Below are 12,277 nucleotides of genomic sequence, written 5' to 3' on the forward strand. Positions count from 1 at the left end.
TGTGGATCAGGCGGGTACGGGGTCGAGCCGCTCGGTTTCGACCGGCTCGATCAGGTCGCGCTTGCCGGCCGAGTCGTACGCGGCCCGGTCGAGCGTGCCCTCCCGGGCGGCCACGATGGTCGGCACGACGGCCTGCCCGGCCACGTTCGTGGCGGTACGGATCATGTCCAGGATCGGGTCGATGGCGAGCAGCAGACCGGCTCCGGCCAGCGGCAGGCCCAGCGTGCTCAGGGTCAGCGTGAGCATGACGATCGCGCCGGTCAGGCCGGCGGTCGCGGCCGAGCCGACCACCGAGACGAACGCGATGAGCAGGTAGTCGGTGACGCCCAGGTTCACGCCGAACACCTGCGCCACGAAGATCGCGGCGAGCGCCGGGTAGATGGCGGCGCAGCCGTCCATCTTCGTGGTGGCGCCGAACGGCACCGCGAAGGAGGCGTACTCGCGGGGGACGCCGAGGCGCTCGACCGAGCGCTGGGTCACCGGCATGGTGCCCACCGAGGAGCGGGAGACGAAGGCCAGCTCGATGGCGGGCCAGGCGCCGGCGAAGAAGCGCAGCGGGTTGAGCTTGCCGGCCACCGCTAGCAGCACCGGGTAGACCACGAACAGCACCAAGGCGCAGCCGACGTAGACGGCCGTGGTGAACTTCGCGAGCGGGGCGAGCAGGTCCCAGCCGTACGAGGCGACGGCATTGCCGATCAGGCCGAGCGTGCCGATCGGGGCGAGCCGGATGACCCACCACAGCGCCTTCTGCACGATCGACAGCAGCGAGCGGTTGAGCGACACGAACGGCTCGGCGGCGTCGCCGACCAGCAGCGCGGCGGCACCCACCACCAGGGCGAGGAAGACGATCTGCAGGACGTTGCCCTCGACGAACGCGCCGACCGGGTTGGTCGGGACGATGCCGGTGAGGAAGTCGATCCAGGAGCCGGTGGTCTTCGGCGCGGTGGCGCCGGCCGGGTCCAGGTTGACGCCCCGGCCGGGGTCGGTGAGCAGGCCGAGGCCGATGCCGATGCTCACCGCGATCAGCGCGGTGACGGCGAACCAGAGCAGCGTCTTGACGGCGAGCCGGGCGGCGTTGGCGACGCCGCGCAGGCTGACCACGCTGACCACGATGGCGGTGAAGACCAGCGGCGGCACTGCCAGCTTGAGCAGCTGGACGAAGAGGCCGCCGACGGTGTCGAGCGTGCTGGTCAGCCAGGCGAGGTCGGCGGCGCGGGCGAGGAAACCGAGCGCCACGCCGAGCACGAGGCCGAGCAGGATCTGGACGGAGAAGGGGATTCTGCGCAGGGCGGAGGTCATGAGGACGAATCCAAGGTCTGGAGAGGGAAGGCGGGCGTCGGGGCGTGGAACTACGCCGGACAGACGCCGCTGGCCTGCCGCCGGAGATCGACGTACAGGCGCTCGGTGAGGCACCAGACATTGGTCATCGTCGCGACACGTTACTCCTCTCCGGCGCCGGAACGGAAGGACCGTCGCCGGTGAGGCTCCTTACAGCCAGGTAGCCGGAGGTGACCAGTCCCCAGGCGGCGACCACGACCAGCAGCACCCGTTCCGACACCCCGAGCAGCGCACTGCGCCCGACCAGCAGCAGCGCCGCCGCTACTACGGCGGCCACCGGCAGCGCCACCGCCGCGCCGACCGCGGCGATCCGCCGCAGCCCGTGGTCCGCCGCCGGGGAGAACAGCAGTACGAGCATGGCGAGCACCACCGCGGCGGTCGCCGCGATGCTCGCCCCGCCGTGCACCAGGTCGGCCACCGTGGTCGCCTCGAACGGCGGCAGCGGGCAGCCCTCGCTGCACGTGACAGCGCCGGAGAGCACCGTGGCGACCGCGCCGACGCCGAGCAGCCCGGCCGCCGCCCGCACCCCCGGCGGCAGCGCCCCGGCGAGCAGCAGCAGCGACGCGGCCACCGAGAAGATCCCCATCCGGTACGCCCCGGCGTACCCGCTGTCGGCGATGCCCGCTTCGCTCACGTACGCGATGGGTCCGGGACCGGGACCGGCGATCACCGCGACCGTCACCGCGGCCACGCCGGCGGCCAGGCAGACGGTGGCGAACGCGGCGGCGATCCGGCGGGCTGTGCCCTCAGCCACGTCCGTGCGGGGTGGTCCAGCCGGACAGGTCCGGGCCCAGCGGCACGATCCGGGTCGGGTTGATCATGTCGTGGGTGGCGTAGTAGTGCCGCTTGATGTGGTCGAAGTCCACCGTCTCGCCGAAGCCCGGCGTCTGGAACAGGTCCCGCGCGTACGCCCAGAGCACCGGCATCTCGGTGAGCTTGCGCCGGTTGCACTTGAAGTGCCCGTGGTACGCCACGTCGAAGCGCACCAGCGTGGTGAACAGGCGCACGTCCGCCTCGGTGATCGTGTCGCCCATCAGGTAGCGCCGCCCGGCCAGCCGCTCGCTGAGCGCGTCGAGGCGGGCGAACAGCGCGGTGAACGCCTCGTCGTACGCCTCCTGGGAGGTGGCGAAGCCGCACCGGTAGACGCCGTTGTTGACGTCCCGGTGGATCTCGGCCATCAGCGCGTCCATCTCCGGGCGCAGCTCGACCGGGTAGAGATCCGGCGCGTCCGGCGCGTGGAACCGCCGCCACTCGGTCGAGAAGTCGAGCGTGAGCTGCGGGTAGTCGTTGGTGACCACCCGTCCGGTGAGCGTGTCCACGAGCGCCGGCACCGTCACCCGGCCGGTGTAGTCCGGGTCGGTGGACAGGTACGCCTCGGAGAGGAAGCCGATGCCGAGCACCGGGTCGAAGCCGTCCGGGTCGAGCGCGAACCGCCAGCCCCGCTCGTCCCGGATCGGGTCGACGGTGCCCAGCGAGATCACCTCGTCCAGCCCGAGCAGGCCGCGCACGATCCGGGCCCGGTGCGCCCACGGGCAGGCCCGGCACCAGATCAGCCGGTACCGGCCCGCCTCCAGCGGCCAGCGCCCCGCCTCGTCCGGCCCGCCGCCCTCCGGTGAGGTGGAGTGCGGGGTGACCCGGCCGGTGAACCGGTTGGGCTGGCGGACGAACGCGCCGCCGCCGCTGGTCTCTGCGCTGAACTGGGCCCCGGACATGCGGCAAACCTATCCGCTCCGGTCACGGATATCCTGGCGCCGGGTACCCCCGCGACCCGCCGACCGACCCCTTCCCACCCCCCGAAGGACGTACGCGCGATGACAGTGGCCTATCTCGTTGCCGGAGTCCGTACCCCGATCGGCCGGTACGCCGGCGCGCTGGCCGGGGCCGGCCCCGACGACCTGGCCGCGCACGTCGTCCGCGAGCTGGTGACCCGCCACCCGTCGGTCGACTGGACCCGCACCGACGACGTGATCCTGGGCTGCGCCAACCAGGCCGGCGAGGACAACCGCAACGTGGCCCGGATGGCCGCGCTGCTCGGCGGCCTGCCGGAGGAGGTGCCGGGCAGCACCGTCAACCGGCTCTGCGGCTCCGGTCTGGACGCGCTCGCCTCCGCCGCCCGCGCGATCGTCGCCGGGGAGGCCGACCTGGTGGTGGCCGGCGGTGTGGAGAGCATGAGCCGCGCGCCGTTCGTCATGCCGAAGGCGGCCACGCCGTTCGCCCGCACCGCCGAGGTGTACGACACCACGATCGGCTGGCGGCTGGTCAACCCGCTGATGCGCAAGGGCTGGGGCATCGACTCGATGCCGGAGACGGCGGAGAACGTGGCGGCCGAGTTCGGCGTGGACCGCGCCGCGCAGGACGCCTTCGCGTACCGGTCGCAGCAGCGGGCCGCCAAGGCGCAGGCCGACGGCCGGCTGGCCGAGGAGATCGTCCCGGTGACGGTGCCCGCCGGCAAGCGGGAGACGAAGCTGGTCGAGGCCGACGAGCACCCGCGCGAGACGACGCTTGCGAAGCTCGCGGCGCTGCCCACCCCGTTCCGCGAGGGCGGCACTGTCACCGCCGGGAACTCCTCCGGCGTCAACGACGGCGCCGTCGCGCTGCTCGTCGCCTCCGCGGCCGCCGTCGAACGCTACGGCCTCACCCCGCTGGCCCGGGTACGCGGTGCCGCGTCGGCAGGCGTACCGCCGCGGATCATGGGCATCGGTCCGGTCCCGGCGACCCGGAAGCTGCTCGACCGGACGGGCCTGTCGCTGGGCGACGTGGACGTGATCGAGCTGAACGAGGCGTTCGCCGCGCAGTCGGTGGCGGTGCTGCGCGAGCTGGGCCTGCCGGAGGACGCCGAGCACGTCAACCCGGGCGGCGGGGCCATCGCGCTGGGGCACCCGCTCGGTGCCAGCGGCGCCCGGCTGGCGCTGACCGCCGCGCTGGAACTGCGCCGCCGGGGCGGCCGGCGGGCGCTCGCCACCATGTGCATCGGCGTCGGGCAGGGCATCTCGCTGCTGCTGGAATCGGCCGACTGACCCGGGCCGGCAGCATCGCCCGCTGTGGATCTCCCGTACCCGGCCGTACCGGCCTAGAGTGGTCTGGACCACATGATCCGCCATCGACGGCGGACGACGACCTGGGGGGACCGAGCGATGCAGACGCCGGAGAGCCTGCCCACCGAGATCGACCTGAGCCGGCCGAGCGCCGCCCGGGTCTACGACTACTTCCTCGGTGGGGCGCACAACTTCGAGATCGACCGGCAGCTCGCCGAACAGATCGCAGCCATGACGCCGAACCTGGCCGCCACCATGCGCTCCGGGCGGGAGTTCCTGCGCCGGGCCGTACGGGTGCTGCTCGACGCCGGCATCGACCAGTTCCTCGACATCGGCTCCGGCATCCCCACCGTCGGCAACGTGCACGAGGTCGCCCAGGCCGCCGACCCGGACGCCCGGATCGTGTACGTCGACATCGACCCGGTGGCCGTGGCGCACAGCCACGAACTGCTCGCCGGCAACGACCGGGCCACCGCGGTCCTGGCCGACCTGCGCGAGCCGAAGCTGATCCTGGACCACGCCGCCGCCAGCGGCCTGATCGACTTCGACCGGCCGCTGGGCATCCTGCTGGCCGGCGTGGTGCACTTCGTGCCCGACGCCGACCGCCCGGCCGACATCCTGGCCACCCTGCGCGCCGCCGCCGCGCCCGGCAGCTACCTGGTCATCTCCCACTCCACGTTCGAGGACCAGCCGCAGGAGATGCTGGACGCGCAGCGGCTGTCGGCGCGTACCGCCACCGAGATCACGCTGCGCTCGCGGGCCGAGATCACCGGCTTCTTCGGCGACTGGACGATCCTCGAACCGGGCGTCGTGCACATGCCGCTGTGGCGGCCCGACTCCCCCTCGGACGTGGACGAGCACCCGGAACGGTTCGGAGCCTTCGGCGGCGTCGCCCGGCACGACCGCACAGCCGGCTGAGCCCATGCGCGCCCCGGACAGCGACGGGGGAGACGTCAGCCGGCCCGGCGCCGCCGCGTACGCCGCCGAGTGGGCTCGCGCGGTGCGCCGCATCGGGTTCGTGCCGCTGAGCGCGGCCGAGACCGAGCGCCTGCTGGCGCCGCTCACCGAGCGGCTCGGCGAGGCCCTGCTCGCCCCCGCCTTCTCCGCCCGCCCCGCGGAGGAGGTGGGGCGCGCCCTGGTCGAGGCGCACCTCACCGAGCCCGGCGTGCTCGACTGGTCGGTGCAGGCACTGGGCGACCGGTTCCTGCCCTGGGTGCTGCCGTCGCGGACCGAGTCGCCGGAGTTGCGCGAGCGGGTCGCGCTGCTCCAGGGCGCGTTCGCCGCCGGGTTCGCCCGCGCGCTGCGCGACCGGGTCTTCAGCCAGCAGGAGCGGATCGCCCGGTCCGCGTGGCAGGCCCGCGACACCGTCGAGCAGGCGCTGCGGGACAGCGAGGCGCGTTTCCGGGCGGTCTTCACCGGCGCCGCCATCGGCATCGGCATCGCCGGTGTGGACGGGCAGATAATCGAGGTCAACCAGTCCTTCGCGGACATGCTCGGCTACACCGTCGCGGAGATGCGGCGGATGAACGTGTCGGCGCTGGCCTATGCCGACGACGCGGCCGGGATGTGGGAGCTGTACAAGGAGTTGATCGAGGGCAAGCGGGACAGCGCCCGGGTGGAGAAGCGCTACTACCGCAAGGACGGCAGCGTGGTCTGGACCGACCTCGCGGTCTCGCTGATCCGGCACGACGACGGCCGGCCCCGGTTCACCGTCGCCATGGTGGAGGACATCACCCAGCGGTACGAGTTGCAGCAGCGGCTGCGCTTCCAGGCGCTGCACGACCCGCTGACCGGCCTGCCCAACCGGACGCTGTTCTTCGAGTCGCTCGGCGAGGTCTTCGACGGCGCCGGCCCGGACCAGCGCGTCGGGCTCTGCTTCATCGACCTGGACGGCTTCAAGGCGGTGAACGACAGCCTCGGCCACGACCTGGGCGACCGGCTGCTCAAGGTGATCGCCCGCCGGCTCAGCGACTGCGTGGCCGGGCGGGGTCACCTGGTGGCCCGGATGGGCGGTGACGAGTTCGTGATCCTGGTCGACTCCGACGGCGGCATCGACGACGCGGTGGAGGTCGCCGAGCTGGCCCTGGCCGCGGTGTCCGCGCCGGTGCACGTCGGTGACCAGCAGCTCGCCGTGTCGGCCAGCATCGGCATCGTGGAGTGTCCGGCGGCGGAGACGAGCGTCGGTGACCTGATGAAGGCCGCCGACACCACGCTCTACTGGGCCAAGGCGGAGGGCCGGGGACGCTGGGCGGTGTACGACCCGGAGCGCAGCGCCGCCGACATCGCCCGCTCCGCGCTGGCCGCCAACCTGCCCGCCGCGCTGGACCGGGGCGAGTTCGTGCTGCACTACCAGCCGATCGTGTCGCTGCTGGACGAGACGATGGTGGCGGTCGAGGCGCTGGTGCGCTGGCAGCACCCGGAACTGGGGCTGATCGGGCCGGACCGGTTCATCGGGCTGGCCGAGGAGACCGGCCTGATCGTCCGGCTCGGCGCCTGGGTGCTGCGTCAGGCGTGCCGCGACGCCGAGTCGTGGCGGTGCGCGTACCCGGAGACGTCGCCGGTGGTCAGCGTCAACCTGGCCGCGCGGCAGGCGGACGACCCGGCCATCGTGGAGACGGTCGCCGAGGCGTTGCAGCACACCGGGCTTCCGGCCGAGCTGTTGCAGCTGGAGCTGACCGAGAGCGCGGTCATGGGCAGCGCCGGTGAGCCGCTGCGGACCCTGCACCAGCTCGCCGACCTGGGGCCGCGGCTGGCCATAGACGACTTCGGCACCGGCTACTCGAACCTGGCGTACCTGCGGCGGCTGCCGATCCACTGCGTGAAGCTGGCCGGCCCGTTCGTCGAGGGGATAAAGGGTGACGGGGACGCGGTGGCCGACCACCGGGACGAGCGGATCGTGGACGCGCTGGTCCGGCTGGCGCACGCGCTGGAGCTGTCGGTGACGGCCGAGGCGGTGGAGACCGAGGTGCAGGCCGAGCGGCTGCGGGCGCTGCGGTGCGACACCGGTCAGGGCCGCCTGTTCGGCGCCCCGATGCCCGCCGACGGCATCCGCACCCGCCTGGGCGGGTAAGGAAGGGCCCCCTGTTAACGCCTCCGGTAGAGCAGGGGGCCCCGCTTAACACCTCCCGCTCACGCGGCGGCAGGCGAGGAAGGGAGAACGGTGAGCCTCACCGATTCGCAGGCCGTGGTGTCGGTGGTCGCCGCGCTGGCGATCATCGCCGGGCTGGCCGGGGTGGTAGTGCCCGGGCTGCCGGCCCTGCCGCTGTGCTGGGGCGGCGTACTGGTGTGGGCGCTGTTCGGCGGCGCCGGGCCGGGCCGCTGGGCGGTGCTCGCCGCCGCCACAGTGATCGCCGCCGGTGGCACCGTGCTCAAGTACCTGTGGCCGGGCCGCAACCTGAAGCGGACCGGCGTGCCCACGTCGTCGCTGCTGGTCGGCGGTCTGCTCGGGGTGGTCGGTTTCTTCGTCATCCCGGTGGTCGGGCTGCCGATCGGGTTCATCGGCGGGATCTTCGGCGCGGAGCGGCTGCGGCTGGGCGACACCCGGCTCGCCTGGCCGGCCACCGTGCAGGCGCTCAAGGCGGCCGGGCTGTCGATGCTGCTGGAGTTCATGGCCGGCCTGATGGTCGCCGCGCTCTGGGTCGCCGGGTTGCTGTTCGTCTAGAGGTGCGGCGGCGCGGGGCGTCCGGAGGGTACGGCCGATCGCCGTACATCAGTGAGAGAGAGGTGGACGCCGCGCGCCGCCGCGGACCGGGCGTTGCCGAGCGCCCGGTGCCGGCCCGTCGGGTCGGGCCTGGTCACGCCCACAATGATGCCCCCGGCGGGATCCGGCGACAACGCAATTACCGGGGTACGTATTGACCACCTTGATCGGCCGGGAGCACACTGCGAGCACTCGCACGAGGATCGCCTCGAGGAGGTGTGCAGTGGCCACGACGCCCGCGCCGACCGCCGAGCAGCCGATGGACGACGACGCCCGACGACTCGCCGAACTCGGCTACAAACAGGAGCTGCGCCGCAAGTGGAGCGGCTTCTCCAACTTCGCGATCTCGTTCTCCATCATCTCGATCCTGGCCGGCTGCTTCACCACGTTCGGCCAGGCGTGGAACAACGGCGGCCCGGTGGCGATCTCCTGGGGCTGGCCGCTGATCTCCCTGTTCATCCTGATCATCGGCTTCTGCCTGGCCGAGTTGGTGTCCGCGTACCCGACCGCGGGCGGGATCTACTGGTGGGCGGCGACCATGGGCCGGCCCGTGCACGGCTGGTTCACCGGCTGGCTCAACCTGATCGGGCTGGTAGCGGTGACCGCGTCGGTCGACTACGGCTGCGCCACGTTCCTCAACCTGACGCTGTCGGCGCTGTTCGACGGCTGGGCCGGCACCGGGCACCAGACGTTCGGGCTGTTCGTGGTGATCCTCGCGCTGCACGGGCTGATCAACATCTACGGGCACCGGATCATCGACGTACTCCAGAACGTCTCGGTCTGGTGGCACGTGGCCGGCGCGGCAGCCGTGGTGCTGATCCTGGTCCTGGTCCCGGACAACCACCAGAGCTTCCAGTTCGTCTTCACCGAGCGGTTCAACAACTCCGGCTTCGGTGACGGCGACACCGGCGGGCTGGCGTTCTGGTTCTACGTGCTGCCGCTGGGCTTCCTGCTCACGCAGTACACGATCACCGGCTTCGACGCCTGCGCGCACGTCTCCGAGGAGACCCGCGGCGCGTCCAAGGCCGCCGCGCAGGGGCTGTGGCGGTCGATCTTCTACTCGGCGGTGGGCGGCTGGATCCTGCTGCTCGCGTTCCTGTTCGCGGCCACCGACGTGGACGCGATCAACGAGGCCGGCGGCTTCTCCGGGGCGATCTTCGAGACCGCGCTGACGCCGTTCTTCTTCAAGGCCGTCATCATCATCTCCACCATCGGGCAGTTCTTCTGCGGCATGAGCTGCGTGACGTCGATGTCGCGGATGGCGTACGCGTTCAGCCGCGACCGGGCGGTGCCCGGCTGGCGGCTGTGGTCGACCGTCGACCGCAACGGCACCCCGGTCAAGGCCATCATCGGGGCGACGCTGGCCGGGCTGGTGCTCACGCTGCCCGCGCTCTACCAGCGCGGCGGCATCCCGGTCGCGTTCTACGCGGTGGTGTCGGTGGCGGTGATCGGGCTGTACCTGTCCTTCATCATCCCGATCTTCCTGCGGCTGCGGATGGGCGACCGGTTCAAGCCCGGTCCGTGGACGCTCGGCCGCCGCTACAAGCTGCTCGGCTGGATCGCGGTGGTCGAGATCGCCGTCATCTCGATCTACTTCGTGCTGCCGATCGTCCCGGCGGGTGTGCCCGGCAACCCCGACTTCAGCTGGACGGCTGTCAACTACGCGCCGATCGCGATCGGTGGCGTGCTGCTCGGCGTCGCGATCTGGTGGTACGCCTCGGCCCGCAAGTGGTTCACCGGCCCGCGCCGCACCGTCGACCAGGCCGAACCGGAGCCGGAGCCCGCCGAGCCGTCGTAGCTGTCGGTGGGTACTGCCATGATCCGGCGATGGAGTCGGAAGCGGTGGTACGCGCGTTGTGGGATCGCATGCAGGCCCGGGACTGGGCCGGCGTCGGCGAGCTGCTGGCTGACGACGTGGTGGTGGAGTGGCCGGCCAGCGCCGAGCGGATCGTGGGCCGCGAGAACTACGTGAAGGTCAACGCCGAGTACCCGGAGGGCTGGTCGATCCGGGTGCTGCGGGTGGTGGCGTCCGGGGAGACGGTGGTGTCCGAGGTGGAGGTGCCGCACGAGGGGATGGGCGTGCACCGGGTGGCGTCGTTCTGGACCGTGCGCGACGGGCGGATCGCCGATGGCCGGGAGTACTGGATCGCCCTCGGCCAGGACCCGTCCCCGCAGTGGCGATCCGCCTGGGTCCAGCCGATGTGAGCGCTGGGCTGTCCGGAGATCTTGGCGATGGCTTTGTCGGTCAGGTTGCAGGCCCCATCTGCTTGGCCAGTGTGACGAACGACCGCCACGACGTCGGGGTGACGTGGAGCGTGCCGCCGTCCCGGTCCTTGGAGTCGCGTACCAGCACCACTTCCGTCAGGTTGTCAGCCACCTCGACGCAGTCGGTGTTGCCGCTCCGGGTCGCCTTTCGCCAGGTCGCGCCGCTCAGATCCATGACGTCTCCACCTCTTTCAGAAGCTCGAGAGACTGCCGGCGGGGCAAAGCTTCACTCCGGATCATCTCCCATCTCGACTGAAGCGTAGCCACGTCGGCATCGCCGTCGATCACGCTCGTGGTGAGCTGGCATTCCATGCTGGCGACCCAGCCACCCTCCGCGCCTCTCGCCAGAGTGAACGGACCGGACAAGCCGATGTGCAGCCCGACCTGTAGTGGAAGCACGTGGATACTGATGTGCGGGCGCTCGGCACAGACGACCAGGTGCTCGATCTGCTGAGCCATCAGGCCGCGGAAGCTCTCCTCGCGGCGGTGCAGCATTCCCTCGTCCAGTACAGCGACGAGCTGGGGCGGAGATGGCTGCCGCAGGACTTCCTGGCGATCCATCCGAGCTGCCACGCGGCTCTCCACGTCGGCGTCGCTGAGTAGGTCGTCACAGCGAATTACCGCTCGGGCGTAGTTCTCCGTCTGGAGCAGGGCTGGAATGAGAGTCGGGTGGAAGCACCGGAGCTGGCGAGCGTTGCGTTCCGCATCGAGCCATGGTCTAAGCCAGGACGGCAAGCCCTCGCGTTCGGCCATATTGAGCAGGGACACGAGCAGGCCGCCGGAGTTCAGCACCTCGTCGGCACGAGCCAGAAAGAGCCGGTCGTACGGACGGCTGCCGGTCTCGACGGCCGACACCATGGACGGGGAGTAGTGGACCAGCCGGCCAAACTCCTCCTGATTGAGACCGGCAACGTTCCGTAGTCGGCGGAGCTGCGCGCGGATCAACTCTGCTGTCGGTTCCTCCACAGTTCCTCCACAGTCTGTGCGTGAACTTCATTCGACATCCGCCGGCCGGCTCGGTGCTTCACTCGTGCGCCGTGACCAGGCTCGATGCCTTCCGACCGTAGCGGTGTCCTCACCAGACTGTCACGCATGCGGATCCGCTCGTCGCAGGCGAGCACGGGCGGATTCCAGCCCGGGGCCGCCCGGTCCCGACGATGCCGGGCGGCCCCCTCCACCAACGAGGAGGCCGATGTGCGTGTCCGATGGTTCCGGTGCCGTACCCGGGAGCTGCCCACCCTGCCGAAGCGCGACCCCGGCACCAACCTGCCGGCGTGGATGCGCGAGCCGACCCGGGTGTTTCCCACTGTTCGCCCGGGCAGCCCAGGTCGTCTGACAAGGGCGCAGGAGTGGCGGGCGAACGGGGGCCGTTGGTGACGGCTCTGGTCGGTGTCCTCAGCGCCATCGGGCACATCGGGTACCAGCCGGACTGGAAATGCGAGCGCTGTCAGGAGCCGTGGCCGTGTCCCACTCTGCGTCGCATTCCGCGCGATCAGCTCGATCCGGCAGCGCTCATCCGGATGATGGCGTTCCTCGTGCGCGGCGCGATCCGGGATCTGCGTGGCCGAGTCGAGGGGCCCGAACCGCCCGAGATCGTCCGGCGGTTCTTCTGGTTCCTTCCGCTCAGCGACGACGAGGCGCGTGCAATCGCTCGAAGGCTGCGGTGATGGGCCGGCGCGTGGTTCCGCACCTGCCTATGCGCCCGCTCTGGCGGTGCCGCAACTGCGGCGCGGAGTGGCCCTGCCAGCCGGCCCGGCTGTCGCTGCTCGTCGAGTACCGGGAGGACCGCACCGCGCTGCTTCTCTATCTGGGCGGGCTGATGGCCGAAGCGCGGGAACAACTCGCCCAGCTGAATCCGGACCATGCGCCGGACCTGCACGGCCGCTTCCTGGCCTGGGCGCGGGTTCGTGGCTGACGCGGCGCGGGCTGTCCGCGTACC

At 71.5% G+C, this 12,277-nt stretch carries 13 protein-coding genes; 8 read left to right on the forward strand and 5 right to left on the reverse strand.

The annotated features are described in order from the left end of the window. Nucleotides 1–6: 6 nt before the first annotated feature. From MicB006_RS07240 to MicB006_RS07250, 3 genes are all read right to left on the reverse strand, one after another. A complete protein-coding gene (locus MicB006_RS07240) occupies nucleotides 7–1,287 on the reverse strand; it encodes a dicarboxylate/amino acid:cation symporter (protein ID WP_181373726.1) in 1,281 nt (426 codons plus the stop codon). 136 nt (nucleotides 1,288–1,423) lie between these two features. After that, a complete protein-coding gene (locus MicB006_RS07245) occupies nucleotides 1,424–2,092 on the reverse strand; it encodes a DUF998 domain-containing protein (RefSeq protein ID WP_116504729.1) in 669 nt (222 codons plus the stop codon). After that, nucleotides 2,085–3,050, reverse strand: a complete 966-nt coding sequence (locus MicB006_RS07250; protein ID WP_116504731.1) for a glutathione S-transferase family protein — start codon at nucleotides 3,048–3,050, stop codon at nucleotides 2,085–2,087. Before MicB006_RS07250 ends, MicB006_RS07245 begins: the two co-directional genes overlap by 8 nt. A gap of 99 nt (nucleotides 3,051–3,149) precedes the next feature. On the opposite strand from MicB006_RS07250, the gene pcaF reads away from it, so the two are divergent. From pcaF to MicB006_RS07280, 6 genes are all read left to right on the forward strand, one after another. After that, nucleotides 3,150–4,355: a 3-oxoadipyl-CoA thiolase gene (gene pcaF, locus MicB006_RS07255; protein ID WP_116504733.1), complete on the forward strand. Its 1,206-nt coding sequence runs from the start codon at nucleotides 3,150–3,152 to the stop codon at nucleotides 4,353–4,355. Nucleotides 4,356–4,472: 117 nt separating this feature from the next. Continuing rightward, complete coding sequence (locus MicB006_RS07260) at nucleotides 4,473–5,291, forward strand: SAM-dependent methyltransferase (RefSeq protein WP_116504735.1); 819 nt, start codon at nucleotides 4,473–4,475, stop codon at nucleotides 5,289–5,291. Nucleotides 5,292–5,295: 4 nt separating this feature from the next. After that, entirely contained in the window at nucleotides 5,296–7,443 is a 2,148-nt protein-coding gene (locus tag MicB006_RS07265; RefSeq protein WP_116504737.1) for a bifunctional diguanylate cyclase/phosphodiesterase, read from the forward strand. Nucleotides 7,444–7,533: 90 nt separating this feature from the next. Beyond that, nucleotides 7,534–8,034 (forward strand): DUF456 domain-containing protein, encoded by a 501-nt coding sequence (locus MicB006_RS07270; protein WP_116504739.1) that lies wholly within the window; start codon nucleotides 7,534–7,536, stop codon nucleotides 8,032–8,034. Between the two features lie 262 nt (nucleotides 8,035–8,296). Continuing rightward, complete coding sequence (locus MicB006_RS07275) at nucleotides 8,297–9,871, forward strand: amino acid permease (RefSeq protein WP_116504741.1); 1,575 nt, start codon at nucleotides 8,297–8,299, stop codon at nucleotides 9,869–9,871. 29 nt (nucleotides 9,872–9,900) lie between these two features. Continuing rightward, complete coding sequence (locus tag MicB006_RS07280; RefSeq protein WP_116504743.1) at nucleotides 9,901–10,278, forward strand: nuclear transport factor 2 family protein; 378 nt, start codon at nucleotides 9,901–9,903, stop codon at nucleotides 10,276–10,278. A gap of 40 nt (nucleotides 10,279–10,318) precedes the next feature. On the opposite strand, the gene MicB006_RS07285 is transcribed toward MicB006_RS07280, so the two are convergent. Further along, on the reverse strand, nucleotides 10,319–10,513 hold the full coding sequence (locus MicB006_RS07285; RefSeq protein WP_116504745.1) for a DUF397 domain-containing protein: 195 nt from the start codon (nucleotides 10,511–10,513) through the stop codon (nucleotides 10,319–10,321). After that, nucleotides 10,504–11,304, reverse strand: coding sequence for a helix-turn-helix transcriptional regulator (locus tag MicB006_RS07290; protein WP_116504747.1), 801 nt, complete (start codon nucleotides 11,302–11,304; stop codon nucleotides 10,504–10,506). The genes MicB006_RS07285 and MicB006_RS07290 overlap by 10 nt, the downstream gene beginning before the upstream one ends. 407 nt (nucleotides 11,305–11,711) lie before the next feature. Between MicB006_RS07290 and MicB006_RS07295 the strand changes: the two genes are divergently transcribed. Both MicB006_RS07295 and MicB006_RS07300 read left to right on the forward strand, forming a co-directional pair. After that, nucleotides 11,712–12,005: a hypothetical protein gene (locus tag MicB006_RS07295; RefSeq protein WP_225980672.1), complete on the forward strand. Its 294-nt coding sequence runs from the start codon at nucleotides 11,712–11,714 to the stop codon at nucleotides 12,003–12,005. Continuing rightward, nucleotides 12,005–12,253 carry a flavin reductase gene (locus tag MicB006_RS07300; RefSeq protein ID WP_116504750.1) on the forward strand — a complete coding sequence of 83 codons (249 nt, stop codon included), beginning with the start codon at nucleotides 12,005–12,007 and terminating at the stop codon, nucleotides 12,251–12,253. The genes MicB006_RS07295 and MicB006_RS07300 overlap by 1 nt, the downstream gene beginning before the upstream one ends. The last annotated feature ends 24 nt before the right edge of the window (nucleotides 12,254–12,277 follow it).

Origin of the sequence: Micromonospora sp. B006, from assembly GCF_003408515.1 — a bacterium.
Classification (GTDB): Bacteria; Actinomycetota; Actinomycetes; order Mycobacteriales; family Micromonosporaceae; genus Micromonospora; species Micromonospora echinospora_A.

Bases quoted from the DNA above. Each gene is read 5' to 3' on its own strand.
- MicB006_RS07250 (WP_116504731.1), bottom strand. From the start codon at position 3,050: ATGTCCGGGGCCCAGTTCAGCGCAGAGACCAGCGGCGGCGGCGCGTTC.
- pcaF (WP_116504733.1), top strand. From the start codon at position 3,150: ATGACAGTGGCCTATCTCGTTGCCGGAGTCCGTACCCCGATCGGCCGG.
- MicB006_RS07260 (WP_116504735.1), top strand. From the start codon at position 4,473: ATGCAGACGCCGGAGAGCCTGCCCACCGAGATCGACCTGAGCCGGCCG.
- MicB006_RS07265 (WP_116504737.1), top strand. From the start codon at position 5,296: ATGCGCGCCCCGGACAGCGACGGGGGAGACGTCAGCCGGCCCGGCGCC.
- MicB006_RS07280 (WP_116504743.1), top strand. From the start codon at position 9,901: ATGGAGTCGGAAGCGGTGGTACGCGCGTTGTGGGATCGCATGCAGGCC.
- MicB006_RS07285 (WP_116504745.1), bottom strand. From the start codon at position 10,513: ATGGATCTGAGCGGCGCGACCTGGCGAAAGGCGACCCGGAGCGGCAAC.
- MicB006_RS07300 (WP_116504750.1), top strand. From the start codon at position 12,005: ATGGGCCGGCGCGTGGTTCCGCACCTGCCTATGCGCCCGCTCTGGCGG.